Consider the following 25,545-nt stretch of genomic DNA (forward strand, 5'->3'; position numbering starts at 1 on the left):
TAATGAAAAGTAAGCTTGGAGGCCAGGCTATACAATAACTAACTATTGGAAAGAAACATAAATGATTAAATTAGTAGCTGTTGATGTTTATGATACTTTATTAAATAGTCAAGGTAAGATTCTAGAATCTTCTCGAGAAGCAATTACAAAAGCAATTAGCAAAAATGTTAAAGTAGTCTTATCTTCAGGAAGGCCCTATGCTGGAGTTAAAAAATTCATTGATGAATTGGCGTTGAATAACAATAATCAATATGTAATAACTTTTAATGGTGCCGTAATTGAAACAGGGTTGCACGTAAAATTACTTGAGAAATGTTTGTCTGCAAAAACTTATGAAGCAATTGACAAATTTAGTCAGAAAAACAAAGTTTTTTATAATATTGTGAATGCTGACAGTCAAATTATTACCAGCAATTTGAATGTGAGTAGAATAACAGTAACGCAGGCATGGGAAAACAATGCCGGATTATTGATTAGGAAACCACAAGATTTATCAAGTAATGAAACTGTTATCAAAGCCGTTTTTGGCGATGAAAAAGAAAAACTAGATAAAATTGAAGCTGAAGTTAAGCATGTTTTTGGTCAAGATAATTATGTTGTCAGAGCAGCCGTTAATTTTTTAGAAGTAATGCATGCCAATGTTAATAAAGGTATTGCATTACAGTACTTAGCACAAAAGTTAAATTACAAAACGGAAGAAATAATGGCAATTGGGGATGAACGAAATGACATACCAATGTTTCAAGTAGCTGGAACTTCAGTAGTCATGGATAATGGTTCTGCAGAAGCAAAAAACAAGCTGACTATGAAACTGCATCAAATGATCAAAATGGTATAGCCTTAGCTTTTAACAAATTTGTTTTTGATAAATAAAAAGTGATTTTATAATATTAGGCAAGATTGCTATATTATGCTATAATTATTTTTACCCAAAGTGGGGGTGTTTTGGGATTCGACAGGCGTAGATTCGCATTGACTGCGGTTCGTAGGTCACGTCTACGTAAAAACGTCACAGTTTTATAACTGCAAATAAAGAAAATTCTTACGCATTAGCTGCCTAGTTTAGGCGCATGTGTTGCTTGTTTTCAGATTACTCACGTCTGAATTCAAGTATCAACTTGGTGAGTTACGTTTAACTACCTCATCTGAATAGTTAAAAAGAGTCATTTCAGGTTAGCTAGTCCATACTAGCCCTGTTATATGGCGTTTTGGACTAGTGAAGTTCAAATAATGTAACTATGATCGTAGATGTCAGTGACGGAATGCGTTTGGACAGGGGTTCAATTCCCCTCACCTCCATAAATAAAAGCCTCTAACCGTTGTGGTTAGAGGCTTTTTCTGTATTTATGTTCGCCAAATGTTCGCTGACTTGTTATATTTCATCAAGCACTTTGACAATTTGACTATCAGATTTCTGTTTAAGTTCATCCAGCATGTAAGCATATGTATTAGCTGTAATGCTCATATTTGAATGACCCAATCTTTTAGAAATAGAATAAAGATCTACCCCTTTAAATAAAAGTAATGCAACGTGAGTATGCCTTAAGCTGTGGAAATGGAAACCTTTCTTCTTAATTCCTAATTTATCTAATTGTTTTCGTAAAACTTTATTAACTGCATTTGAAGTAGGAATGGTACCTGCACTATCAATAAACAATCTTTGATGATTATTTACTTTTAATTGTTTTAAAATGTCTAATAGTTTTTGATCAACTTTGATTACTCTAGTTGAAGTTTTATTTTTGGTTTCTTTATTAATCTCATTAGAATCATAATTAATAATTTTATTATTATCATAATCCCAGGACTTGGTAATATGTATTTCAAGATGATTAAAATCTATATCGTCCCAAGTTAAAACTCTTATTTCTCCTGGCCTCATGCCAGTATAGATAATTGTTAATAGCATATATCGACTGACATATGTTGGCTTAATATCTTTAAGTAACAGAGTCTTTAATTGCTGAACTTGTTTAAAATTGAGATATTCTATTTTTCTTGTTTTGTCTTCGTTCCAAGTTAAATTAATTCTATCAGTGAAATTAATTCTAACTAAGCCATCACTTACAGCATCCTTTACGCAGCTTCTAATTGTACCGTTAGTTTTCTGAACTGTATCTTTTGCATGATTTTTACCATAACCATTAAGAAAGTCCTGATATTTATTACGGGACATTTTTGATAACTTAGTTTTGCCAAAGGCTTTTTTTAAAAGCACGTAAATATGAGCATATCGATTTTTAGTATTATTTGATTTTCCAGGTGCTTTATAGCGTTTATACCACTCGTCAAAGTAATCAGCAAAAGTTGGATCTTGATCCGATATTAAATTTTTATCTTTGGCTACTTCAAATTCATTAGCCCATTTTTTTGCTTGCATTTTTGTTGCAAAGCCACTTTTAGTCTTATATTTACGAGTGTTTTGTTCATCGTACCAAGATACCTGAGCTTGCCAAGATTTACCGCGCTTTTTTATATAAGCCATTTTAAATTTTATCTCCTATGCTATAATAGGGTATGCAAAAGGGCATAACCCTGTTGTTTTTTAAGCTATTAAGAACTAGTTTTCCAAGCGTATTCTTAATAGCTTTTTTGTTTTGTATTCGTTTGTAACTATTATTTTTGTCTTCCTTGTAAATCACATTATATTTGTAGCTTGCTTATTGGACAATGTGTTTTCTTTAGAATCTAAATTTTTTACCACAGTTCATGCAAATCATATCTACCTTTTTGGTATTTTTACCTGCAAATCCTGCTATAGCACCAAGTCCTCCAGATAATGCAGTACCAGCAACAGCTTTACCAACAGAAAAACCTTTACGATGTTGACCTACGGCTTGAACATTTGTTGATCTGCATTTTGGACAATGTGGTTGTCGCATGGAGTTTATAACAGATCCTATCATGCTTGTAACTTTTACGGTCTTTTCTAACTTGCTTGCTTTTTCTTCTTGTACTGGTTGTTCGGTAACGTTAGCTGTTTCGCCAGGTTGACTGCTATAAGTATTGTTTTCTGATTTGAGCTCTTGGTTAGCATTATCCACGATTTCAGGCTCAGGTTCAGAAACAGGTTCTACCTCTTTAGGAGCAGAGGTAACGACAGCTTCTTTTTTAACTATCTCGGACTGCTGTCTTAATTGATTTAAAGTTTTCTGGTGTTCAATGGAATCTTTTAGCTTTTGTTGTTCAATTAAATTTTTGGCTTCTTTGAAAGGTAATCTCCCTTTATCAAGTTCAACCTTTACAGTATCTTTTATGCCCAAAGGTAATTTATAGCCTAGTGCTTTGATTAAATAGTTATTGTCATCAGAACATATTTTTTCTTTACCAACGGAATATCCTTGATTATTGAAAGATAGTTTTTGACCACATATTGCACATGTCTTGCTCATAATATTCCTCCTAAATTAAGTTTTATATATTATAACGTTTTCATTGAGATTAGAATACTAGATCATCATTTTCTTTAAACAGTCTGTACACATCGCCTTTAATACGATAAGGGATGCCAAACTGTTCCATAAAAATGCCAGGCTCATCAAATGTTTCAAACTGACTGGATGCATACTTGTATATTAGATTAAGCGAATATAGATCAGCCTTACGTTCCTCAGAATTAACAGGCTTACCACAATAAAAAGCTCCGTTAACATTACCATTCATAATATGACCAATTTCATGGCCTATAATAAAAGGCAATTCAAATTTATTTTTACTGTTTTGGTTTATAACAATCAATTTTTTATCAGGTAAAGCTACTGATTGGTAACTTTGCTCTCTTAGAATTAAAGCGCAGCTAATTCCATGGTCAAAAGCATATTTTAGAAGGTATTTTATTAAATCTTCCATCACTCACCTTTGCCCTTTCTAATATCACTGTCCATTAAGTTGCGTATAACATCAAGATATTCTTTAGGAACCGGTTTGCCACGATATGAATAAATAGTTTCGTCATCCGTGATGTCAACAAAAGGATGGCTTTCTTTATTTACAGTAGGCGAAGGATCATCGGTATTACCTAAAAGATAGTCGGTTGATGTATTTAAAACTTTTGCTACTGTTCTTAGCTTTTCAGCTGTCGGTGCTTGTTTTTTCCAATGATATATAGTTCTAGTTCCTAAACCAGCTTTATCATTTACCTCAATTAATGATAAGCCATGTTTTCGAGCTAATTCTTTTATGCGTTCGAATGTTGTCATATAAGGCTCCAATGGAAAGCAACAAAAATATTTCGCAAAATTCGCAAATTAAACTTGAAAAATTCGCAATAATGCGTAATAATATATTTGTCAAATAAATTACTTATAAATTTAAATAAATAAAAAAGTATTGAACAGTATGGGGATACCTTTCAAACGCTTATTTATTATACTTTTATATTCGCACTTATGCGAATTAAAGTCAATATAAATTCGTAATTTATTGACAAAATTATTTACACTTTTGTTTTAGGAAGAAGGGAGTGAGCTATGTTGCCAGCAGAGCAGGCCTTAGCGGAAGCAAAGTCAAAGATTTTTAGTGACATCAAAATTGAAATGATACGACAAGGGTATACCGTTTCAAGTTTGGCAGAACTATTAAATGTCAATAGACCGACACTTAGCTATGCAATTCATGGTGGAACCACACCACGTGATATATCAGTTAGGAAAAAAGTATATAAGGTTTTGGGGATGAATAGTTAGTTAGAAGGAGGTGAATAAAGATGGCTAAAGTAATAGATTTGCCAATACCAGTTGAAACCTTGACTGGAGTGGTTGATCAAATAATGGAAAAACGGGGTTATGTTCCCGCAGAATCTCTAGTCGGAAAAACTATCAAAATGAAGGAATTTTCCAAAAAGTACTGCGGTAAGAAAGCTCCAAACTGGATCAGATTATTTATTTTTGATGAATTCCCAGAAGTTAACGTGAAAAATGGTGGCTGGGTTGTTAATCCACGAAGAACTGAGGAGGGAAGTAAGACAATTATTTTTGAAAAGCCAGCCGCTGAATGGATGGAGAAACACAGAGGTGAAATAGATTGGAACGCAAAATTGCCACAGTAATGGAAAGGATATTAGAAGAATGGCAACACTTTTTAAATACCTACACAGACATAGAACTGAAAAGCAAAAGCTCATTATTAATCTTATTAATAGTAGCAATTGTTGGACTGGTGTCAACGATTTACATTCTCAGCTTACCCGAATACATCCCAGGAACATAAAAAAGTCCGACTGCAATCGGACCATTAAATATTAATAATACTAAGGAGATTATAACATATGGAAGTAAAAGATGGTAATGAGCTAAAGCAAGCTATCCATGACATTAATGTTCAAGAAGAATTAGCAGAGATTGCTAAAGAAGATCCAGATGCAACATTAATTGGTGATCACGAAAATTCAGTGATTTCAAGTTTAATTAAGGGAAGTAATATTTATAAAAACAATATGGAATTTCTAAAGCATCGTTTAGAAATTAACCATGGCTCCCTAGATAAATTATGTGAAGAACTGGACTATGATCCGTACGATTTTTTAACAGATTCTTGTGATATTGATAATGGAGATAGTTTTTCGTCAATAATCGAATGGGCATACGGGAGTGAAAGAATAGGAGATTTAATAAAATGAAACTTTTTGAAATAAACAGTGCAATCAAAGAAGTTGCTGATAAGGATGATATTGATCCAGAAACATTAAAAGATACTCTTGATTCTCTAAAACTGACTAGAGATGACAAATTGGATGGATTAGCTGGATTAATTGAAAGAAATACTGCAAACATCGAATTTTTGACAAACAAAATTAAGCAGCTTACAGAGCAGAAAAATCATTACGAAAATCAGAAAAATAATTTGCAAAATTATATGACTGAAGTGATTGATGATGCCGGAATTAAAGAACTACATACAGAACATTACATTTTAAAACCACGCAATTATAAGCAAAAAACTATTATTTCAGATGAACGTAAATTACCTAAAGTTTATATCGTAACCAAAGAAGTTTCATCAATAGATAAGAGAAAACTTTATCAAGATATGAAAGATGGTCAAAACATACCGGGTGCTCATTTAGAACCAAATAGGAAAACAACAATTAGCTAGGAGGTTTTTATGATAAATGAAGATTTTTTAAGGTGGCAAGAAGAAACTTTTAAAGCGATTGAACTTTGGACCATTAGATTAAAAAATGAAGCTTTGAAGCAGGACACCTATAAGGGCGCGATTAATTACCTTGAAATAAATTATCCTAGTCCAATATGCGCATATGAAGGATCACCTAGCGAACAGTTTCAATCAGTGATTAGATCCATGTTTGAGGAAGCAAAAAAGATGGTTTATGACGAAGCACAAAGTCAGGAGATTAAACATAGTAAATAATAAAAATGTACGAATTAAGATCATATCAAAACGATTTAATTCAGAGGATTACTAAGTCAATGCAGAATGGTCATCATCATATTATTGTCCAGTCACCACCGAGGACGGGCAAAACAGTGGTAATGGCAGAAATTGCTAGGAGAACGACTGCTAAAAACAATCGCGTGATGTTTATCATTCATAGAAAAGAAGTATTGGATCAGGCTAAGGCTACTTTTAAAGCTCAAGGTGTTAATCCTAACCTAGCAACAATGGGGTTGGTACAGACACTATGCAGACGGGTAAATAAGTTACCTGAACCACAATTGATTCTGATTGATGAAGGACATCATGCACTTGCAAAAAGCTACCAGAAAATACTAATCAAATTCAAAAATGCTTATGTATTGCTCTTCACAGCTACTCCTAGACGAACTGGTCAGAAACAACTTGATCAGATAGCAGATGACATCATCATTGGCAAATCAATTAAAGAATTAACCAATGAAGGTTTTCTAGCACAATTCAGATATTTCCAACCACCTAATGATTTTAATAGTAAATTACTAAAACGCAATTCGACTGGCGATTATACCAACAAGTCTATGGCTGAAGCAATGAACACTAAAATCTTTGGCCATGTGGTTAAGCAATATCAGCGGATTGCCAAAGGGATGCAAGCAGTGGTTTACACCTATTCTATTGAATCAGCAAAGAGGGTAGCTCAAGAATTTAACAATGCAGGAATTTCAGCTAAAGAAGTTGATGGAAAAACACCAGAAGTCGAAAGGGATGAAATTGTTACTGATTTTAAAAATCAGAAATTAAAGATATTGGTTAATGTTAATTTGTTTACCGAAGGAGTAGACCTTCCAAATGTTGACTGTGTGATTATGGCAAGACCTACCATGTCACTAGCATTATATTTGCAATTTTCAATGCGTTGCCTAAATCCAAGACCAGGTAAGACAGCAATAATTATTGACCACGCTAATAATGTGCAGAAATTTGGCTATCCAGATGATGACCGTGACTGGAAGCAAGCAGTGATTAGTGGCACAAAATCAGTTTCGAAAATCAATACTGATCCCGGCATGCCAATAATTACATGTGATTACTGCTTTGCAGTTGTGAAAACCAGTGAAGTTAAAAATGGCAAATGTCCACTCTGTGGTAAGCCGATCAAAATCCACGAGGCAAAGCAAGTTAAAGATCTTGACTTAGTTGAAGCAAAAAATCGTAAAAAATTAATAGCGGAAATAGTAAAAAGCGACTTACTTAAAAAAGTCGCTAATAAGAAAGTTAGTGAATTAAAATCTCCAGCTGAATTTAATGCTTATGCAAAATTGCATGGCTATAAGCAAGGATGGGTTTATTTCCAACTTAAAATGAGAGGAATGATTAAGAAATGATAGTTTTACCAAAACCTAAAAAATTAGAACCAAAGGCACAGCCACACAACTTTTTTATCTGGGGCGCTCCCATGAGTGGCAAGAGTTACTTCGCGAGCTTTTTCCCGAATCCAATTGTGCTTAATACCGACGGCAACAGCGATCAGGGAACTGCACCAGCGTTTCAAATTAGGAATTTAAGAGATAAGAACGGCAAGCCAACGCAACTTGTTACCCAACAGCTAGACGATATTATCTTAGCTTTACAAACAGAAAACGAGCAAAGAAAATCAGAGGAGCAATTCAAAACTATTGTAGTGGATGTGATAGATGACATTATTGTTATGCTCGAGCAGGCGATATGCTGGGATAACAAAGTTAAGTCATTAAGCGATATCCCATATGGCAAAGGCTACGCATTATTCAACACTTCACTGCAACAATTAGTAATGGATTTAAAAGCACTTCCGATGAACATCATCTACATTAGCCGAGAAAATTCGATTACAGACGACAACACTGGTGCCACTACTTACCATCCTTCACTTAAGACTAAATATTTTAATGTGGTAAATGGCAATTGTGATGTGGAAATCAGGACTAAAAAAGTTGGTGATGGCTTTAATGCTTCCTACTTTAGAGAAGTAAAAAGCTTAAGAACACAATATAATCCGAAAAATATAACAGACCATCGTATTTTAAAACTATTGGAAACATGCAATGGAATTTTTAAAAAGGAGAGTAAATAATGAGTCTTTTAGATGCAATGAACGAATTGAAACAAAAAGGTTTTAACCCGAAAGAAGGTAAAGAATACAACCCATACGAGCCGATTCCAGATGATACCTATCTTATGAGTTTTGACAATGTGACTCATAATGTCAAAGGTGACCGAGATTTCCTGATGTTAACTTTTAGCGTTATCCAGGGTGAATATGAAGGTAGACAGGAGTCTATTTTCCCATCACTTGCGCAAACAAAAGCTAATGGTGATCCAATGCCGAATTCAGTTATTGCTAGAAGCATTTCTGAAATTCAAATTATTGGTGAAACTCTTAACAATCCAGTGCCTGACAAGTGTTTTGCTTTTGAAAATGAAACCGAGGCTTATGATGCAATTGCCGAAGCACTGCAGCCAGCATGTGGCAAAGTTTTAAAAGTGACTATCAAAACTACCCCTAATAAGAAAAATCCGCAATATCCGTTTAGAAATTATACATTTGAAAAACAGGAACAACCGAAAGTAGCCGATGCCAAAGATCCATTTAATGGCACAGGCGATACTGTTGATATTAACGATGACGACTTACCATTCTAGGAGACAAACAAAATGAATGTTAAACAAATAATTTTTAACGGTAATATTGATAACTTCAAAGCTAAAAATGGTGTTGTGAATATTCAAATCAGTACATCAGCTAAAAATTTATCATTAGACAGTTTAAATGAAATTGCAAAAAATCAGATTCAAGTAGTGCTTGAGTCTAACCAATTAGAAATGATTGATTCTGAAACTAAGTAATTATGCCACTAGAAAATTTAGTTAATTATGCAATTAGCTATGCAGCACACGGATTTTCTGTCATTCCAATTGGATCAAACAAACGACCGTTAATTAAATTTGCCGATAAGCCAGCACTTACTAGTGATGAAATTAGAAAGGTCTGGCAACGCTATCCATTGGCTAACATCGCTCTTAAAACTGACAAGTTTTTCGTGATTGATGTTGACCGTCATGGCGATGTTGATGGTCTACAGTCTATCCTTAAACAGAACCACAACGAATGGTTTAAAGACACTTTGAGAGAAAAAACTGCTCATAATGGTTATCATTTCTTTTTTCAAAAACCTAGCAATGAAACTATTGGTCAAAACATTGGTTTCTTACCAGGAGTCGATTTAAAAGCTCACGAAAATAATTATGTGGTAGTCGCTCCCAGTAAAATTGATGGCAAATCCTATCGGTGGCTTAATCATAAGCCCATAAGACCAGCTCCCGCTGGTTTACTGGAATTAATTAAAAGTAAAGCTAAGCCTGAGAAAAAGACGATTTTAGATTATAAAATTGCCAGCAAAACGCAGACTTCAAAACTCTTTGAATTAATTGTCAATGGTCTAGGCGATAATGGCAAACGAAATGATACTCTTACCAGTTTTGTCGGGGGATTATTATATCGAGGTGTTGATCCAGATGCAGCAGCTAAATTAGCATTAATTGCAAATACCAATACAACAGACAGTCTTCCACTGAATGAAGTGGAGCGAACAGTAAATTCTGTTATTGAAAAAGAGATTAAAAGAAGGGGGTTTGAATGAGTGACGTTATTAAAATCAATGAAAAAAATGCTGATAAGTTACGAAAAACTACCATTGAACTTGAACGTCAGAATAATGGTGCTGTTAAAACTACTAGCGTTAAAAACGTAGTGCTGATTCTATTGCATGATCCCAACCTCAAGAATCTATTTCGATTAAATGAATTTACCCAAGAAATTGATGTAGTTGATAATCGTAAATTAGAAATTAAAAATATTGGTACCGTCATAATTAGCAAGGGTCAATATACAGATCAGGTTACTAACTCAGTAGAATTATATATCGAAGCCCGTTCAGATTATGAGCATGCCACTTTTAAAAATGTGATTATCGAGCAAGCAATAGATAATGTCGCTTACATGAATTCTTATAACCCAGTGATTGATTATATGGATAATGCATATAAACATTGGGACAAGAAACGCAGAATTGATAATTTCTTTCCTGAATATTTAGGAGCTAAGAAGAATGCGACCACAACATTAATTACTCGGACATGGTTAATGGGAGCCGTAGCCAAAGCTTTTAATCCTGAAACTAAATTTGATTATGTTTTGGATTTGGTAGGTGGTCAAGGTGTGGGAAAAACATCTATTTTGAAAAATATTGCGCCAATGGGACTATATACGGACCAATTTAATACATTCACTAAGAAAGATGATTTTGAAGTAATGAAAAATGCTCTGATTGTCAATGATGATGAAATGACTGCCAGCAATGAGGCGAGTTTTGAAGAAATCAAAAAATTCATCACGATGCAAGACTTCGAATACCGCAAGCCTTATGGTCATAAACCATTACACTTCAAGAAAAAATTTGTCATCGCACGAACAACCAACGAAGTGCGGCACTTACGGGATCGTTCTGGTGATCGAAGATTTTTATCAATTTACGCTGATCCAGAAAAACAGACTAAAAATCCTGTGACCGATCTTACTCCAGCAGTAGTAGAACAAATATGGGGTGAAGCAGTTTGGCTCTATAAGAATGCTAAAGATCCATTTAGATTTACGCCAAAACAAGAAGCTTTGCTAAAGCAAAATAGAGAAGAATTCCGCTATACATCAGGTCTTGAAGATAATTTAATGGACGTTTTGGAGAATAAATTTAAAGGGCAGAAGTTTATTCCCAACAGAGAATTATCAGTTGCTTTGTTTCAGGACCCTAACGCTTTATCACGGAATAATAAACAGACACGTGATATTCGTTATTATATGGAACACATGGGTTACAACACAAGTGCTGTAGTTAAAATTAATAAAAAAGCTGTAAGAGGATTTCAAAAGTTACAGTAAGTTACAGTAAAGTTACAGTAACTGTAACCGCGAAATCGCTTGTGTAAGTAAGTAACAGGGGTATTGGTTACAGTAAAACAGTAAATATTAATAAAACTTTTTATTTATATAATACTTACCTCTATTAGCTTTAAAAAAGTTTTTATGAAATTTACTGTAACCAGTAAATTTTGATAAGCCAAACCCTTGAATGAGTAAGAAAAGAATAGGTTACAGTAACTGTAACCGGAGTGTAACTTTTGAGGAAAACATCATGGAAATAGTTGAAGGATATTTAGCTAAAAATCCTGTTGTGATGGGAAGTAAAGAATATAAGTATCAAAGAATAAAATTTAAAGTGAAAAACATAAATTGCTATTATTTGGGTCTTGCTGAAAATGTAAATCAAATTGTGATGACTGCAGAGAAATTAAATTGCAAAATGAAAATTTACGGCTATTGGATTGATTCAAATAATAAAAAAATAGGTATAAGTGTAGATCACGCAAAAGGTAGTTTTTCCCAATTGGATTTTGTTATAGATAAAAAATGTTTAGTAATTACCGAAGATGATGATTATTGGAGTGATAAAGATGAAGTTTAAAGACATTAACAGCAATGAATATGAAATTCCAGTAAGTGCTATTGATAGTATTCAAAAAATATATTCAGGTACTGAAAATAAAGTTGCTGAAGCTGTTTTAACGATTAATGATAAAAAATTACATGTTAATAAAAAAACCTGGGAAAAAATTCAAAAAGAATATAATCGAGAAAATGAAGTAATAATTGGAACTTATGAAGGTGCTTTTTATAGATCAAAGGTTGCAGTTTTAATAAACAATATAACTGAATTAATTGCTAAACCTGAAAATGGATATGCAATTAAATATAAGTCTGGAAATGGAAAAGAGAAACAAACATGCTCTATTACTAAATATCAATATGATTACTTACAAAAAAGACTAGTTTTTAATAGGAATGATAAAGATGCAGACTTTTAAATTTAAGGGGAGCGCTAGTGACGGTGTTATTAGAACATACGAAAAGCAAGCAATAGATATCAATGGTTTAAATATTAAAGTTAAAAATAAAAAAATTGTAGTTTATACAATCAAAATCAAAAATCGAATTTACTACATCAACAAAGAGGTATTCTTTGATGCTTTAGAAAAATTGCAAAATTTAAATTTACACGATATTAATTTTAGCTGAGGTAAAAAATTAGGAGAATTTAAATGGCAAGAACAGTATATCGGAAGAATAAGGATGGCAAGATAATCTATGTTGGTCACGTGCCACCTGAGTATCAGCTGAAAGACAATGAGTTTTTTCAGAAGTTGCCTAATGAAAGGAGCTAATTAATGAAGGGGATATATTTTATATGTGAAGCCTTAGGCCTCATATTCGGTATTATTGGCTACATACTTTTAGAAGTTAGGTCTGAAAAGAATTTAGCATTTGGAATAGCATTAGCATTGATTGCGGTGGGTTTCATTTTAATAATCGGATCAATTATTCTTGAAAAATATATGTGGTGGACAAGTTTAGGGTGGTAAAGTTGAAAACTATTATAAAAATGGATGATGGAAGGACACAGTATGATGTGTTAGGTGATATTGCGTTCGAAATAGTTAAGACAAAGGAACCATATGTAAAAGTTGATGAAAGCGAGTTAGGTGAGTTATTTATAAATAAAAGCCATATTCTATCTATGCAGCAAAAAAGAGAATATACGGATGATGGCAGGGTAATGACTATAGATCAGGTACTTAGTGAGCAAAAGAAAGTAGATCAATGAATGAAAACATGGTTATGTCTGAACATGAAATTCAAAAACAAATTATGCGTGAATTATCAATGCATCATTGTACTGTCTTTAGAGCTAATGTTGGCAAAGTGTTGATGCAAAATGGTAGATGGCTTGATACTGGACTACCTAAAGGACATCCAGATTTATATGGCTTCAGATGGGTGGACAATCAAGTGTTTTATATAGAAGTAAAATCTGAAACTGGTAAACCTAGAGATGATCAGATTAGATTTCATAAATTCCTATTATCACATAATGTGATACATGGAATTGCTCGTAGTACTAAAGATGCTCGTATGATTGTGGAAGGAGGCTTGGTGGGATATGGCTATCCCGTATAATTTAATCCATAGCTTAGAAAATGAATATGGAACATTAGCATTGGTACCAGAAAATAATTTAACTTTAAAGTCTATTCAAAAATCGCTGTATGACAATGAAGAAGAAATTATTGATGCTAAAATCACTACCTTAATTAATGACGGTTATTCAATTAGTGAGATAGCAACTGAATTAAATTTTAGCCAAAATAAAATTAGATCAGCTGTTAAACGTTTAGGATTAGAAGTTAAACCTTATTTTAAGTATGTAGCGATAAATCGAAAAACTGGACAAAAAATATATAGTAAAAACTTTAGCAAATACCGTGTTATCACTCATCAATCTTTACAATTTATATCAAGTGCTAGGCTTTATTTAAATAAAAAAGGATATTATTTAAGAAAATTTCGCAAAATTGTCCGTTTTAAAAATCTAAAATCTGGAGATAAGTATTTTTGTAAAAACAAAATTTATACTAAAGAATAGAAAGGAAAAGAGCTGTGGAAGAAAACATCGATCTACCTATTAATATTGATCAGAAAAAAACCGCTCAAAAGGTACGTGACTTTTTCAAATTTAATTTTGAACACTACCTAATAAGAGCTGGTTATCATCGTACCGATCTTAGCAGCCCACAGCTCGATCCTACTGGTATTATGAGTCATGGTGGTAACTCAGCTGAGAATAAAATGGCGACTATTTTTGAAGCACAAGATAAATGCCAAGCAGTCTATCATGCTATTGAACAATGCGCTGATAGTTCAAAACAACCATTCAGAACGATTTTAAAATCACTTTATATTGAAGAACTTACTGATTGGCAAGTGGCTGCAAAAGTGCAGTATAGTGATTCTAGATATAGTGATTTAAAGCGTTATGCTTTGTGTCAGTTTGCAGACACAATTGATACTTGGAAAACAATTTATAACGTAAAAATTCCAGAACTTAAGGTATTTAAAAATCGGGTCAATATCGGGTCAGAATCGGAGAAAGGTCGGGTTGAATAGGTGTTATATTGGTAGCATCAAGAATAAAAGATAATTCTTGAATGTGTATATACAAAAGTAGCGATAGGTTCGAATCCTATCGTTGCTATAACGTGTAATTCAATACGGAAGTCAAGGTATATTATTTAAAGGACTTAACCTATTGATTAACACGTTTTATTATATTCATCTCAATTAGACTGGCTTTTAAGGCTGGTTTTTTGTATTATTTTAATGGGGTGAATAAGATGAATTTGATATTAGATTTGATATATAAAATTACAATAACTTTTATAATTTTTTTATCTAAAGCAAATTTGAGTAAAGCAAACTGGGGCTCAGTTGCTGATTGGGTTAGTGGTATTGGTTCATTAGGGGCAATTATATTCGCTTATTGGCGAATGCATGTGCAAAAAAATAAAGAAGAGGAAGATAAAATATTAGCTAACCGACCGTACTTTTCATGTACAAGGCTATATTTCTTAAGAAGCGGAGTAGATCATTTATGGATAACAAGTGACGATAATTTTAATAAAGCAATAGACAATATTTTTTTTAAAAAAAGTACAGGCCAAATCAAATTTAAGAATGGTATTTATGCATATGAATTGAAAAATGTAAGTCGAGCCGTAGCTACTAATATAGTATTAAAAATTGTATATTATGGTATGGGAAGCAATAAAGTATTAAAAATAAACTATTGTAATATTGGAACAAGTGTGATAGGTAATGAACGAGCTATCATACTACCTCATAATCTAATTACTGAACCAATTCTTTTTCGTGATTGCCCTAAAAGAATTTATTTGTATTCTATGTCAATTGATAATATAGTTTATCGTCAAAGTTGGATTCAAAAATCTAATGAAACTGGTATATGCATACAGCAAGTTGATATCAAAGAAGTTCCGATTGAAGAAATGCCTAATGGAGAAGTTTGTATGCGTATACCACTGTAAATTCGACCAACGAAGACATATAAATATCACTAAAACAGACATGAATGTGTCTTTTTGTTTGCTCTAATTTAATTGGGTGCAGATTGCTTATTGTCTATGATTTATATTTGTATTCGAAAGGAAGTTAGATAAATGTTTAACAGTATATGAAATGCGTTATCGTATAATGTGTGGCCATTCACGGTTGCAGTATTTAATCTCTGAGCAATAAGCAAGGTCTTTGTTTCTAATTTATCAGAGTTATTGCTGATAGTTATCTTGAAATGCATTCCTTGAATTAAGGTTTCTGAGTTCATTAAAGATAGTCAAAAAGGCGAATGTTGAGTTCGCTTTTTATTTACCCGAACTTAGGAGGTGGTGAAATGATGTGAGTGAATTAAGAGGCAAACAGCGTAAGTTTGCTGATAATTATATAAAAAACGGTAATGCGACAGAAGCATATGTAAATGCTGGCTATAAAGTCAGAAGTAATGAAACTGCCAGAGCTAATGCAAGTCGAATGCTAACAAATGCTAACGTAAAAGCTTATATTGAAAAGCGGTTAAAACAGCTTGAATCGGCTAAATTAGCAACAGCTAAAGAGACTTTGGAGTATCTCACATCAGTAATGCGAGGTGAGCAAAAAGAGACTGTGGTAACTGCTAAAGGACTTTATAAAAATGTAGAAGTTTCAGCCAAAGATAGGATAACTGCAGCAAAGGAATTGCTTAAAAGATATCCAGTTGATCCATTGGCGAAAGCACAGTTACGTAAAATTAAAGCTGATGCAACAATTGCTGAACATCAGGCTGAGCAGTTAACATCAGACGACAATGACACAACAGTAAACATCAATTTTGACGTACCAAAGGGAGATAAGGATGCAAGTAAGTCTTAAGAACAACATCTCACCTGCGTTTTATGACTTGTTTTGGGACATACACAACAAAAAACATGCTAATTATTGGCTTAAAGGAGGACGTGGCTCAACCAAGTCCTCTTTTATTTCAATAATGATCGTTCTGGGAGTCATGCAGGATAAAAATGCGAATGCGATTGTTTTGCGTAAGGTAGCAAATACGTTGCGTGACTCAGTATTTGAGCAATACTTGTGGGCAATTGACTTATTGCACGTTGATGAATATTGGCAGTCGTCTGTTAGTCCAATGCAGTTGACATTCAAGCCAACTGGTCAACAGATTAGATTCAAAGGTGCAGACGATCCACGCAAGATTAAGTCACAAACTTTTAGACAAGGCTACACGAAGTTTAAGCACTTTGAAGAGGTAACCGAATTTAAAGGCATGGAAGAAATTCGTTCAATTAACCAGTCTCTTGGGCGTGGTGGTTCAGGTATCATTACCTTTTATTCATACAATCCACCTGCTAGGCAGTCTAATTGGGTTAATCAAGCAGTTGATCAGGAACAGATGCGTAAAGATACGTTGGTTAACCTATCTGATTATCGTTCTGTGCCTAAGTCTTGGCTTGGTATAGAGTTCTTAGCAGATGCAGAGCAGTTGAAAAAGGACAATGAGAAAGCATACAGACATGAGTATTTAGGCGAAGTAACTGGTACAGGTGCAGAAGTGTTCAACAATATTACGACACGGTCTATTACAGACGATGAAATCGCCCGATTTGATAAGGTTTATCATGGCTTGGACTTCGGTTTTGCACATGACCCTACAGCGTACGTCAAGATATATTGGGATGCTGCTAGGAGACGTATTTTTATTTTCGATGAATTTGAGCGAGTGGGACTTAAGAACCGAGATGCAGTTGAAATGATTAAACAGCGTAATCCGCTAAATGAACCAGTAATTGCAGATTCAGCATCCCCAGGGACAATTGCCGAGTACCGTGATTTAGGACTGAATATATATGGAGCTAGAAAGGGTCAAGGCTCACGTGATCATGGCTACAAGTGGCTCGAAGACCTACGAGAAATTGTCATTGATCCTGCCAGATGTCCTGACGCTTGGCGTGAATTTACGGGCTATGAATTTGAGCTTGATTTGAACGGTAACTATAAATCAGGTTATCCAGACGGCAATGACCATACAATGGACGCAACACGTTATGCGTTAGAGAGATTAATACAGAGAGGAGGTTTCGAATCGTGGAAGTAGATTCAATGAAAAAGCTCTTAGAGCAAACACAAGATAGGCGTAATATTTTTAATGAAAAGTATAGTAAGTCGAAACATTATTATTTAAATGAGAACGATATTACTATCAAAAATCATGGCGAATCAAAAACAAAGGAAGATGATGCTAGTAAAGAAAGCAAGAATCCGCTTAGACCAGCTGACAACAGGATCAGTTCTAATTTTCATCAATTATTGGTGGACCAAGAGGCGGGCTATCTTGCCACTAAACCGCCAACGATTGACGTTGATGACGATAAGCTCAACCAGCAAATTAAAAATACGCTGGGTGACAATTTCGGCTTGAGATTGAATGAGCTAGTTGTAGATGCAGCTAATGCAGGTATAGCATGGCTACATTATTGGATTGATTCAGATGGTCAATTTAGATATGGACTAGTCCCGCCTGATCAAGTAACACCGATTTATTCAACTGATTTAAATCGTAAACTGGTTGGTTTAAGACGATCATACAGGGAACTTGAGCCAGATACTGCAAAAACCTATTGGGTGCATGAATATTGGGATGAACAGACAGTTACCGCCTTTAAATCTAATGATGATCAATTTAGCGATTTGGAAGCAATCAATGACCGCTTTACTATTTTTGATGCCTCAACTAATGAAAAAATGGGCACATCAAGTGTGAATAAGCATGGTTTAGGGAGAATTCCTTTTATAGCATTTCCAAAAAACAAAGAACAACAGCCTGATTTATATCACTATAAAGGTCTGATAGATGTCTATGACAAAATCTATAATGGCTATGTTAATGATCTTGATGATATTCAGCAGGTATTTTTAATCCTTAAAAACCTGGATGGGCAAGATTTGGATGATTTCAGAGAAAATTTACGTAGATATAAATCCATTAAAATAAGAAGTATGGGTGCTGGCGATGATTCTGGCGTTGATCAGCTTGCAATTGATATTCCAACTGAAGCACGGAATTCTATGCTTGAAACTACTAAGACGAACATCTTTGTCCACGCTCAAGGTATAGATCCAACAGACTTTAAGACCAACAATGCAACCGGTACGGCGATTAAGATGTTGTATTCGCATTTGGAATTAAAGGCAGCTAAGACGGAAGCTTATTTCAGGGATGCATTAACTGAGCTAGTCCGTGCAATCATGAACTGGCTACACGTACCAGACGCAGATAGTCGACCAATCGAACAAACTTGGACTAGAACAGCAATTCAAAATAATGTTGAAAAAGCACAAGTAGTCAGTCAACTAGCTAACTGGACAAGCAAAGAAGCAATCGCTAAGGCAAATCCAATAGTTGAAGATTGGCAGCAGGAACTGAAAGACCAGCAGGAAGACCTAAAGAATCGCAATGATGAGTACGGCAACCCTGACAACCTAAACGGTGGTGACAATAATGATGACCAAGAGAGAGGTTAATTATTGGAAACGTCGTTTTCTTTTTGAAAAGAAGCAACAGCTGCAGAATACGGCTGAATATGAAACAGCAATGCGTGCTCGTTTAAAAGAAGTTGAGCAGGTGCTAGAGCAGGAAGTTGATTACTGGCTTAAACGTTATGCAGCTAATCAGGAAATTACTGTTAAAGACGCACGTAAGATACTCTCAACCATTGGTACACGTGACTGGCACATGACCTTAAAAGAGTTTAGAGCTAAGGCTAAAGCTGGCGGATTTGATAAGGAATTAGACGCTGAGTATTTTCGTAGCCAATTATCAAGGCTTGAGAACATAGACGAGCAATTGACTAACCTGTTAAGTCAATATGCAAGGTCTGAAACGGACAAAATGGAAAGTAGTCTATCTAACCAGTATCAGCAAACATACATGCACAGCATCTATTTAACGCAAATGGAGAGGGCTAAATTAACCAGTAACTTTGCAAATGTTAACGAGTATCAGGTAAAAGCAATTGTGCACAAGCCATGGCGAGGTAGTGATTTTTCAAAGCGAATATGGAAAAACTACACTGAAGTTTTACCCAATGAATTGGGAGATGCATTATTACGTGGTTCAGTCCTAGGTCATTCCCACGAACAGATTTTCAAAATGATGCGCCAACGCTTAAAAGACATAGAAGATTACCAATTACACAGACTGATTATCACTGAAATGGGACATGTAGCAGAGACAGCTACAGCTCAAGCATATAAAGAGGAAGAAGTTGACCAATATCAATATTTAGCAACGCTTGAATCACACACATGTGATGAGTGCGCTCATCTAGATTTAAAAGTCTTTGACTTGAAAGATAAGGTTTAAATTATCCGTTAATACATCCATATTGTAGATGTACAACAATGCCATATATTGAAGGTTTGCCCGATAGCTCTGAACGCTGGGCTCGTGATCCTGAAACGGGCAAAAGTATGTATGTTGAAAACATGACCTTTGACCAATGGCAAAAAGAAATAGATAATCAGCGTAAAAATCTAGTCAAAGTGTATAAAGTAAATAAAGCTTCAAGATACATAACAAATAAAAGAAAATATAAGTGGAATGAACTTAATGCAGAGCAGTATAATAAACATGTAAGGGATACGCCTGAATTTAATAACTATAAAAAGGGTCGGAAACGACCATTAAGTGAACTGGTTATATCTTTTGCTGAAGCTCAATCGTTGATTGACAAATATGGAAAGAAAAACGAAAGCGTTAATAAAAATCAGATTCTGTTTAAACATGAATCATATATTGGTTTATGGTCAGACATAAATGGTAAATTATTTCCAACTAAACGAGGACGTATTTCCTATAGAAAAAATAAAGGTGCACATATTACACCTAGAAAGCCAGACAAATTAGATTAGAAAGGTTGAAAAATGGATCCACATAAAATGTCTTTACCAGAAATAATTGCAAATTTTCGCGCAAGAAATGTCACATTTACATTAAAAGATGGTAGCAAGAAAACTATTTTTGTTGAAGAAATCGAAAATGAGGACGATGATCAGCCTGAACTAATCTTCATGGCTGCAGGTGACGATCCTCAAGATATTTGGATTTCAGATGTGGTCAGTGCAGTACCAGCATAGGAGAGAAATATTATGTCCCAAAACAGCTATGAAACTATAGAATTTAAAATTTTGCAGTATCTTAAAGAATGTAGAGATAATGTAGAACAAATTAATCCTGATCAAATAAAAAAGATAGCTGATAGTGTTGGCTCAGATAAATTTGTGAGTGTTTTAAGTGATTTAGAAAAGAGAGGGTATGTTGATAAAAAAACATTTGAAATAGATCCACAGGGCTTTTTAACAATTAACATACTAAAAGATAGCCCTATTACTGATCAAGGTTTACAATTCTTGTCTGAAAACTCCAGCATGACTAAATTGTATAAAGCTTTAAAAGAAGTAAAGTTTTGGCTTAGGTAAAGTTTATTAAAGCAGCTTAACAGCTGCTTTTTATTGCCCTGAGCATGGCGTAAAAAGGCTTATTTTTTATACCTTGATTTGTGTTCGCCACACGTAAAAAGAAGCGAGAGAGGAAACAAATATGAAACGTGAAGAACTAAAAAAATTAAATTTAACAGATGAACAAATTGACAAAGTAATGAGCCTACATGGCGCCGATGTTGAAAACTCAAAGTCCAAGATTGACGAATTGAATAAGACTAACGAGTCTTTGCAGTCGCAGATTGCAGAGCGCGACAAGGATTTAAAAACACTCAAAAAGCAAGCAGGCGATAACGAAGAACTCACTAATCAGTTCAAAGAGTTACAGAGCAAATACAAGCAAGACACCGAGAATTTAACTAAGGAATTGCAACAAACCAAGCTCAATAGCGCAGTCGACAGTGCATTGGGCAAGGCAAAGGTACGTAATACCAAGGCTGCTAAGGCTCTGCTGAATATGGACGATATACAGCTCAACGACAAAGGCGAACTTGAAGGCTTAGACGATCAAATTAGTTCATTACAGAAATCAGATGGCTATCTATTTGATCAAGGTAGTAAGGAACCATATCAACCACAAGGTGGTGGAGCTAAGACAGACCCTGATCCAATAGCGGCCATGACTAATATTTTCAAAGGAGAATAAAAGTAAATGGAAGCAATAGTTAATTATGCAGACAAGTATCAAAAAGCAGTTCAACAAGGATTTTATGATGGTCACTTATTTACCAGTGATCTATGGTTATCTCCATCTAATAAATTAATTGATTTTGATGGGGCAAAACATATTAAAATACCTAGACTGACAATTCTAGAAGGTCGAAAAGACAGAAAAAGACGTGAGATTACAGACATTAAAGCTAATTACAGCAACGATTGGGACAGTTATGAACTAACTAATGAGCGTTATTGGGACACTTTGGTTGATCCTAACGATGTGAATGAAACGAACTATGCAATTACAATTGCGAACATCACTCGTCAATTTAATTTGGACGAGAAAATGCCCGAGATGGATAAATATATGTTTAGTAAGCTGTTTTTAGAAAAGCAAACAAAGGATGGTGGCAAAGGTATTACTACTGACACTTTGGACGAAAAGAACATTCTAACTGCTTTTGATAATATGATGACCGACTTTGATGAGGCTCGAATTCCTAGCCAAGGCAGATTTCTTTATGTAACAACTAAAATTAATGCAATGTTGAAGAGAGCAGAAACCATCAATAGAAGTTTAGTATTAAAAGATCCTAACAATATTAATCGTTCTGTTCACAGCTTAGATGATGTATCAATTATTGTTGTGCCAACTGATTTAATGCAAACAGCGTACGACTTTACGGTAGGTGCCAAAACCATCGATAATTCTAAGCAAATTGATATGATGCTGATTAGTAATGGGGTTCAAATTGCACCAGAAAAATATAATTTTGTTGGCTTTGATGACCCAATGGCAATTAACAGCGGGAACTGTCTCTACTACGAAAGTTCATATAATGATGTCTTATTGCTAAACACTAAAACAGCTGGTATTCAGTTTGTAATTTCGGATAAAACAGTTCCACAAGCTCCAGCAACTAAGGCAGCAGATGCGGATTCAGACACTAAAGCAAGTAGCACTAAAACTGCAAGCAAAAGCGGGAAGTAAAAATGAACGATGAAAGAAAAAAGGAGATTAAAGATAAGGTCACCAAATTATTAGGTGACAAGGCAAACGGTGATCTGATTGATTATAGTGTAGATAGAGTAATCCAGTCTGTAGCAAACTTTACCAACATACCAGTTGGAGAACTGCCACCAGAAATAGACAGCACTATCATAGCAATGTGCCTGCAATTAATTCAGACACACGAATGGACTAGTAATGATACCGTCAATTCAATTAGTGAAGGTGATGTGTCGGTTAACTTCGGCTCGCCTGCTGAAATATACGCTCAGGTACAAAAGCTTAACCCGGTTACTGATGACTTTATCAGTGACCTAATTCATTTTCGGAGACTACCACAATGATTGATGCGCTAAATAAATTGAAAGACATAGCTCCGATGTTATGGACTGACAAGGTTACTATTCAGGCTACTAAAAAAGTAGTTAATGAGCACCACATAACCACCAGTGAGCCTGTGACGATAGTTACAGATGAACCAGCTAAGGTTATACTCAAAGGATTAAAAGCCAGTGAGCAGTCGTTTTTTGGCACAGATGAGTATGACGCAACGTTACTACTCAGAACAGGAATAGATGTGCCGGCAGGTGCGACTATTATTGTTACTGATGTTAATGGCAAGGTGACGAAGTACAAACGTAGTAGTAAAGGCTATTCAGGCTATGCGAGCCACCAAGAAATAGCAATGACAAGGGATGAAAAAGCATGAGCGCATTTGGAGATTTTGACAATAGTCAATTTGAAGAATTTGCCAAACATGTCAATGCTGAGATATCAGGTGGTCAGTTAAAAAACGAAGTCAAGAAAAGCGTTAAGAATGTGGGGGAGACCTATAAGCGCAATGCGGAAGCTAATACTCCTGTTAAAACTGGTGATCTAAGACGGAGTTGGCAATTAATTGGTCCGATTTTTTCAGGGGCTGACATAACAATTGAACTTAGAAATAGCAAAAACTATGCTTCTTTTGTCGAGAATGGACACAGACAGACACCAGGCAGATACGTACCTGCAATTGGTAAAAGACTAAAGGCAAGCTGGGTTCCTGGTCAGCATTTTCTGCAAAAAGCAACTAAACAGACTTCTAACCAAATTCCACAGCTGATTACGCCAGTTATGGACAATATCCTGAGGAGGCTGATGGAATGACAATAATTGAAAGGATTGCTGACGAGCTAGCACGGCTATTCCCTGATGCAACAATTTACACTGAAAATCAAGCAGACGGATTTCAAGAACCGTCTTTTTTTATTGAAAAAATTGATACCAGCGAAGCTCCTGAAATGTTTGACAGGCAATATCGAAAGTATGCCTATCAGGTAATCTATTTTCCTGATCCCGACAATCCTAAAACGGATATGGAGCGAGTGGAAGATTATCTTCTGAGCGGTTTATTAGAGTTAAAAAATTTTGCTCCGTTAAGGCATATACAGGTTACGCAACAAGAAGACAACACGCTAATCTATCAATTCGAAGTTTGGGGCAGGTTTTACCCCGACAAAAAAGATGAAATTAAATTAAACAATGAAGAAGTGAAAGGAAATATTAAATGAGTTGGAAAACACAGAATAAGCGCCGTCCAGGTGCCTATTTTAACGTTGTCGGTAAAGGCAATGACAATAATGGTATGGACATTGGACGGACATTACTACCAGTTGGCACTCAGCTAAATTGGGGAGCTAAAGGGATTATTAAATTAAACAGTGACTCAAACTTTAAGGCACTGTTAGGACACGATATTGATGAGCCTGAACTGCAAACGCTCCATGAAGTGCTTAAAGGTGCAAATACAGTTTTATTGTTAAACAACAATGATGGTGTTGCGGCTACAGCCAACGATGAGTCATTACCATGGGCATTCACTGCTAAATATTCTGGCACAGTCGGAAATAATTTGCATGTAACTGTACAAAAAAGTGATAGCAAAGTGATCGTATCAACATTGTTAGGCAGTAGGATTGTTGATCAACAGGATATTAATGTGGATAAGCCAGAAGCATTAATGTCAAATGACTATATCATAGTTAAATTGACTGACAGAACAACACCAACAAGTCCTACTACCCAGGACAGCGATGATAATGCTAAGGCACCAATTGTTAAACCAGCAAGCCTTAATCCATTGGCTGATTTACAGCATGATGTAACGGTTGATCTAACAGGCGGAACTACTATGCCAGTAGACATTAGCGACTTATTAAATGATGCACTTGAAACCGAAGACTACGATGTAGCCACTACAGCTGGTTTCCCAATTGATAGCCCGATACATAAGCAATTGGTCGATGAAATTAAGCATTTGCGTGAAGACAATGACATCAAAGTACGTGGTGTTATTCCTTATACAGCTGACAAGGTTAACTATGAAGGTATTTCTACTGTAGCGAATGGCGTTGTTTTAGGGGACGGCACAGAACTAGATGCTACAGTAGCTGCAGGTTTCTTTGCAGGTGCTTCAAGTTCAGCTGATGCAGCTAAATCATTGACCTATGTGGAATACCCAGATGCAATTAGCGCATATCCTAAATTCAGCAATGACAGAACTATCGAGGCTTTAGAAAATGGCGAAATAGTCTTTACAACAAAACGCAATGAAACTGTTGTAATTGAGCAGGACATTAATTCATTAACTAAAGTCACTGCAGAAAAGCCAGTCTTCTTCAGCAAAAACCGTGTAGTACGGACAATGGATACGATTGCAACCAATACCAAACGGACATTCGAAGATATGTTTATCGGCAAGATCACTAATAGTACAACAGGACGTGATCTGTTTAAGGCTAACCGAGTAAGCTATCTGCAAGGTTTAGCAGATGCGAATGTAATCAGTGATTTCAAGGAAGACGATATTTCTATTGAAGCAGGTAATGAACGTGATTCAATTCTCGTTAACTTAGCAGTAAAGCCTTTAGATTCAATGGAAAAGCTTTACATGACAATGGTTGTGCAATAATAGGAG

General features: G+C 35.0%; 40 protein-coding genes and 1 other RNA gene. 37 read left to right on the forward strand and 4 right to left on the reverse strand.

The features are described from left to right. The first annotated feature begins 61 nt into the window (after positions 1-61). Both F5ESL0261_RS03815 and ssrA read left to right on the forward strand, forming a co-directional pair. Positions 62-838, forward strand: a complete 777-nt coding sequence (locus F5ESL0261_RS03815; protein WP_233560892.1) for a Cof-type HAD-IIB family hydrolase — start codon at positions 62-64, stop codon at positions 836-838. A gap of 98 nt (positions 839-936) precedes the next feature. Continuing rightward, positions 937-1,302, forward strand: a transfer-messenger RNA (tmRNA) gene (gene ssrA / locus F5ESL0261_RS03820). A 70-nt stretch (positions 1,303-1,372) separates the two neighbouring features. Here the strand turns inward: ssrA and F5ESL0261_RS03825 are convergent. The 4 genes from F5ESL0261_RS03825 to F5ESL0261_RS03840 form a co-directional block, all read right to left on the reverse strand. Continuing rightward, a complete protein-coding gene (locus F5ESL0261_RS03825) occupies positions 1,373-2,485 on the reverse strand; it encodes a site-specific integrase (protein WP_122052217.1) in 1,113 nt (370 codons plus the stop codon). A 196-nt stretch (positions 2,486-2,681) separates the two neighbouring features. After that, positions 2,682-3,392, reverse strand: a complete 711-nt coding sequence (locus tag F5ESL0261_RS10195; protein WP_233560893.1) for a hypothetical protein — start codon at positions 3,390-3,392, stop codon at positions 2,682-2,684. 49 nt (positions 3,393-3,441) lie between these two features. Then, positions 3,442-3,849: a hypothetical protein gene (locus F5ESL0261_RS03835; protein ID WP_122052218.1), complete on the reverse strand. Its 408-nt coding sequence runs from the start codon at positions 3,847-3,849 to the stop codon at positions 3,442-3,444. Continuing rightward, on the reverse strand, positions 3,849-4,199 hold the full coding sequence (locus tag F5ESL0261_RS03840) for a helix-turn-helix domain-containing protein (protein ID WP_199699940.1): 351 nt from the start codon (positions 4,197-4,199) through the stop codon (positions 3,849-3,851). Before F5ESL0261_RS03840 ends, F5ESL0261_RS03835 begins: the two co-directional genes overlap by 1 nt. Before the next feature lie 273 nt (positions 4,200-4,472). Here F5ESL0261_RS03840 and F5ESL0261_RS03845 point away from each other — a divergent pair, with 273 nt between their 5' ends. The 35 genes from F5ESL0261_RS03845 (at position 4,473) to F5ESL0261_RS04010 (ending at position 25,539) form a co-directional block, all read left to right on the forward strand. Further along, positions 4,473-4,685 (forward strand): transcriptional regulator, encoded by a 213-nt coding sequence (locus tag F5ESL0261_RS03845; protein ID WP_147446228.1) that lies wholly within the window; start codon positions 4,473-4,475, stop codon positions 4,683-4,685. Positions 4,686-4,705: 20 nt separating this feature from the next. After that, on the forward strand, positions 4,706-5,047 hold the full coding sequence (locus F5ESL0261_RS03850) for a DUF771 domain-containing protein (RefSeq protein ID WP_122052221.1): 342 nt from the start codon (positions 4,706-4,708) through the stop codon (positions 5,045-5,047). A 219-nt stretch (positions 5,048-5,266) separates the two neighbouring features. Next, a complete protein-coding gene (locus F5ESL0261_RS03855; protein ID WP_122052222.1) occupies positions 5,267-5,617 on the forward strand; it encodes a hypothetical protein in 351 nt (116 codons plus the stop codon). Next, entirely contained in the window at positions 5,614-6,093 is a 480-nt protein-coding gene (locus F5ESL0261_RS03860) for a siphovirus Gp157 family protein (RefSeq protein WP_122052223.1), read from the forward strand. Before F5ESL0261_RS03855 ends, F5ESL0261_RS03860 begins: the two co-directional genes overlap by 4 nt. A 9-nt stretch (positions 6,094-6,102) precedes the next feature. Beyond that, positions 6,103-6,369, forward strand: a complete 267-nt coding sequence (locus tag F5ESL0261_RS03865; RefSeq protein ID WP_122052224.1) for a hypothetical protein — start codon at positions 6,103-6,105, stop codon at positions 6,367-6,369. A 5-nt stretch (positions 6,370-6,374) separates the two neighbouring features. Next, positions 6,375-7,760, forward strand: a complete 1,386-nt coding sequence (locus F5ESL0261_RS03870) for a DEAD/DEAH box helicase (RefSeq protein WP_122052225.1) — start codon at positions 6,375-6,377, stop codon at positions 7,758-7,760. Beyond that, on the forward strand, positions 7,757-8,488 hold the full coding sequence (locus F5ESL0261_RS03875) for an AAA family ATPase (RefSeq protein WP_122052226.1): 732 nt from the start codon (positions 7,757-7,759) through the stop codon (positions 8,486-8,488). Before F5ESL0261_RS03870 ends, F5ESL0261_RS03875 begins: the two co-directional genes overlap by 4 nt. Further along, positions 8,488-9,057 (forward strand): single-stranded DNA-binding protein, encoded by a 570-nt coding sequence (locus tag F5ESL0261_RS03880; protein WP_122052227.1) that lies wholly within the window; start codon positions 8,488-8,490, stop codon positions 9,055-9,057. The genes F5ESL0261_RS03875 and F5ESL0261_RS03880 overlap by 1 nt, the downstream gene beginning before the upstream one ends. Before the next feature lie 12 nt (positions 9,058-9,069). Then, positions 9,070-9,261 carry a hypothetical protein gene (locus F5ESL0261_RS03885; RefSeq protein WP_122052228.1) on the forward strand — a complete coding sequence of 64 codons (192 nt, stop codon included), beginning with the start codon at positions 9,070-9,072 and terminating at the stop codon, positions 9,259-9,261. Between the two features lie 2 nt (positions 9,262-9,263). Beyond that, positions 9,264-10,055 (forward strand): bifunctional DNA primase/polymerase, encoded by a 792-nt coding sequence (locus F5ESL0261_RS03890; RefSeq protein WP_122052229.1) that lies wholly within the window; start codon positions 9,264-9,266, stop codon positions 10,053-10,055. Continuing rightward, positions 10,052-11,350 carry a VapE domain-containing protein gene (locus tag F5ESL0261_RS03895; protein ID WP_122052230.1) on the forward strand — a complete coding sequence of 433 codons (1,299 nt, stop codon included), beginning with the start codon at positions 10,052-10,054 and terminating at the stop codon, positions 11,348-11,350. The genes F5ESL0261_RS03890 and F5ESL0261_RS03895 overlap by 4 nt, the downstream gene beginning before the upstream one ends. A 253-nt stretch (positions 11,351-11,603) precedes the next feature. Then, a complete protein-coding gene (locus F5ESL0261_RS03900; RefSeq protein WP_122052231.1) occupies positions 11,604-11,933 on the forward strand; it encodes a hypothetical protein in 330 nt (109 codons plus the stop codon). Continuing rightward, on the forward strand, positions 11,923-12,333 hold the full coding sequence (locus F5ESL0261_RS03905; protein WP_122052232.1) for a hypothetical protein: 411 nt from the start codon (positions 11,923-11,925) through the stop codon (positions 12,331-12,333). The genes F5ESL0261_RS03900 and F5ESL0261_RS03905 overlap by 11 nt, the downstream gene beginning before the upstream one ends. Continuing rightward, positions 12,320-12,544, forward strand: coding sequence for a hypothetical protein (locus F5ESL0261_RS03910; RefSeq protein WP_122052233.1), 225 nt, complete (start codon positions 12,320-12,322; stop codon positions 12,542-12,544). Before F5ESL0261_RS03905 ends, F5ESL0261_RS03910 begins: the two co-directional genes overlap by 14 nt. Before the next feature lie 23 nt (positions 12,545-12,567). Continuing rightward, positions 12,568-12,690 carry a hypothetical protein gene (locus F5ESL0261_RS10260; protein ID WP_255409677.1) on the forward strand — a complete coding sequence of 41 codons (123 nt, stop codon included), beginning with the start codon at positions 12,568-12,570 and terminating at the stop codon, positions 12,688-12,690. A 3-nt stretch (positions 12,691-12,693) separates the two neighbouring features. Continuing rightward, entirely contained in the window at positions 12,694-12,888 is a 195-nt protein-coding gene (locus tag F5ESL0261_RS03915; protein WP_122052234.1) for a hypothetical protein, read from the forward strand. A 20-nt stretch (positions 12,889-12,908) separates the two neighbouring features. Then, positions 12,909-13,130 (forward strand): hypothetical protein, encoded by a 222-nt coding sequence (locus tag F5ESL0261_RS03920; RefSeq protein WP_147446229.1) that lies wholly within the window; start codon positions 12,909-12,911, stop codon positions 13,128-13,130. A gap of 8 nt (positions 13,131-13,138) precedes the next feature. After that, complete coding sequence (locus tag F5ESL0261_RS03925; protein ID WP_122052514.1) at positions 13,139-13,483, forward strand: VRR-NUC domain-containing protein; 345 nt, start codon at positions 13,139-13,141, stop codon at positions 13,481-13,483. Beyond that, positions 13,467-13,949 carry a hypothetical protein gene (locus F5ESL0261_RS03930; RefSeq protein WP_122052236.1) on the forward strand — a complete coding sequence of 161 codons (483 nt, stop codon included), beginning with the start codon at positions 13,467-13,469 and terminating at the stop codon, positions 13,947-13,949. Before F5ESL0261_RS03925 ends, F5ESL0261_RS03930 begins: the two co-directional genes overlap by 17 nt. Positions 13,950-13,963: 14 nt before the next feature. Next, positions 13,964-14,470 carry an ArpU family phage packaging/lysis transcriptional regulator gene (locus F5ESL0261_RS03935; RefSeq protein WP_158595195.1) on the forward strand — a complete coding sequence of 169 codons (507 nt, stop codon included), beginning with the start codon at positions 13,964-13,966 and terminating at the stop codon, positions 14,468-14,470. A 227-nt stretch (positions 14,471-14,697) separates the two neighbouring features. Beyond that, positions 14,698-15,408: a hypothetical protein gene (locus F5ESL0261_RS03940; RefSeq protein WP_122052238.1), complete on the forward strand. Its 711-nt coding sequence runs from the start codon at positions 14,698-14,700 to the stop codon at positions 15,406-15,408. A gap of 367 nt (positions 15,409-15,775) precedes the next feature. Continuing rightward, the gene (locus F5ESL0261_RS03945) at positions 15,776-16,285 is read left to right on the forward strand and encodes a terminase small subunit (protein ID WP_122052239.1); all 510 of its coding nucleotides are present in this window, start codon (positions 15,776-15,778) and stop codon (positions 16,283-16,285) included. Further along, positions 16,269-17,519 (forward strand): PBSX family phage terminase large subunit, encoded by a 1,251-nt coding sequence (locus F5ESL0261_RS03950; protein ID WP_122052240.1) that lies wholly within the window; start codon positions 16,269-16,271, stop codon positions 17,517-17,519. Before F5ESL0261_RS03945 ends, F5ESL0261_RS03950 begins: the two co-directional genes overlap by 17 nt. After that, positions 17,510-18,946 (forward strand): phage portal protein, encoded by a 1,437-nt coding sequence (locus F5ESL0261_RS03955; RefSeq protein ID WP_122052241.1) that lies wholly within the window; start codon positions 17,510-17,512, stop codon positions 18,944-18,946. Before F5ESL0261_RS03950 ends, F5ESL0261_RS03955 begins: the two co-directional genes overlap by 10 nt. Beyond that, positions 18,924-19,787, forward strand: coding sequence for a minor capsid protein (locus F5ESL0261_RS03960; RefSeq protein WP_122052242.1), 864 nt, complete (start codon positions 18,924-18,926; stop codon positions 19,785-19,787). Before F5ESL0261_RS03955 ends, F5ESL0261_RS03960 begins: the two co-directional genes overlap by 23 nt. Before the next feature lie 38 nt (positions 19,788-19,825). Next, positions 19,826-20,335 (forward strand): polymorphic toxin type 50 domain-containing protein, encoded by a 510-nt coding sequence (locus F5ESL0261_RS03965; RefSeq protein WP_122052243.1) that lies wholly within the window; start codon positions 19,826-19,828, stop codon positions 20,333-20,335. A gap of 12 nt (positions 20,336-20,347) precedes the next feature. After that, positions 20,348-20,560, forward strand: coding sequence for a hypothetical protein (locus tag F5ESL0261_RS03970; protein WP_122052244.1), 213 nt, complete (start codon positions 20,348-20,350; stop codon positions 20,558-20,560). Between the two features lie 12 nt (positions 20,561-20,572). Then, on the forward strand, positions 20,573-20,902 hold the full coding sequence (locus F5ESL0261_RS03975) for a YjcQ family protein (RefSeq protein ID WP_122052245.1): 330 nt from the start codon (positions 20,573-20,575) through the stop codon (positions 20,900-20,902). A gap of 121 nt (positions 20,903-21,023) precedes the next feature. Continuing rightward, the gene (locus F5ESL0261_RS03980) at positions 21,024-21,569 is read left to right on the forward strand and encodes a phage scaffolding protein (RefSeq protein ID WP_045927891.1); all 546 of its coding nucleotides are present in this window, start codon (positions 21,024-21,026) and stop codon (positions 21,567-21,569) included. Positions 21,570-21,575: 6 nt separating this feature from the next. After that, positions 21,576-22,571: a capsid protein gene (locus F5ESL0261_RS03985; RefSeq protein WP_233560894.1), complete on the forward strand. Its 996-nt coding sequence runs from the start codon at positions 21,576-21,578 to the stop codon at positions 22,569-22,571. A 2-nt stretch (positions 22,572-22,573) separates the two neighbouring features. Next, complete coding sequence (locus F5ESL0261_RS03990) at positions 22,574-22,933, forward strand: hypothetical protein (RefSeq protein ID WP_122052246.1); 360 nt, start codon at positions 22,574-22,576, stop codon at positions 22,931-22,933. Then, a complete protein-coding gene (locus F5ESL0261_RS03995; RefSeq protein WP_122052517.1) occupies positions 22,933-23,298 on the forward strand; it encodes a hypothetical protein in 366 nt (121 codons plus the stop codon). The genes F5ESL0261_RS03990 and F5ESL0261_RS03995 overlap by 1 nt, the downstream gene beginning before the upstream one ends. Next, positions 23,295-23,735 (forward strand): HK97 gp10 family phage protein, encoded by a 441-nt coding sequence (locus tag F5ESL0261_RS04000; RefSeq protein WP_122052247.1) that lies wholly within the window; start codon positions 23,295-23,297, stop codon positions 23,733-23,735. Before F5ESL0261_RS03995 ends, F5ESL0261_RS04000 begins: the two co-directional genes overlap by 4 nt. Then, positions 23,732-24,139, forward strand: coding sequence for a DUF6838 family protein (locus F5ESL0261_RS04005; protein WP_122052248.1), 408 nt, complete (start codon positions 23,732-23,734; stop codon positions 24,137-24,139). The genes F5ESL0261_RS04000 and F5ESL0261_RS04005 overlap by 4 nt, the downstream gene beginning before the upstream one ends. Further along, the gene (locus tag F5ESL0261_RS04010; protein WP_122052249.1) at positions 24,136-25,539 is read left to right on the forward strand and encodes a phage tail sheath subtilisin-like domain-containing protein; all 1,404 of its coding nucleotides are present in this window, start codon (positions 24,136-24,138) and stop codon (positions 25,537-25,539) included. The genes F5ESL0261_RS04005 and F5ESL0261_RS04010 overlap by 4 nt, the downstream gene beginning before the upstream one ends. Positions 25,540-25,545 lie beyond the last annotated feature (6 nt).

Source organism: Lactobacillus sp. ESL0261, from assembly GCF_003693025.1.
Taxonomy (GTDB): Bacteria; Bacillota; Bacilli; order Lactobacillales; family Lactobacillaceae; genus Lactobacillus; species Lactobacillus kullabergensis.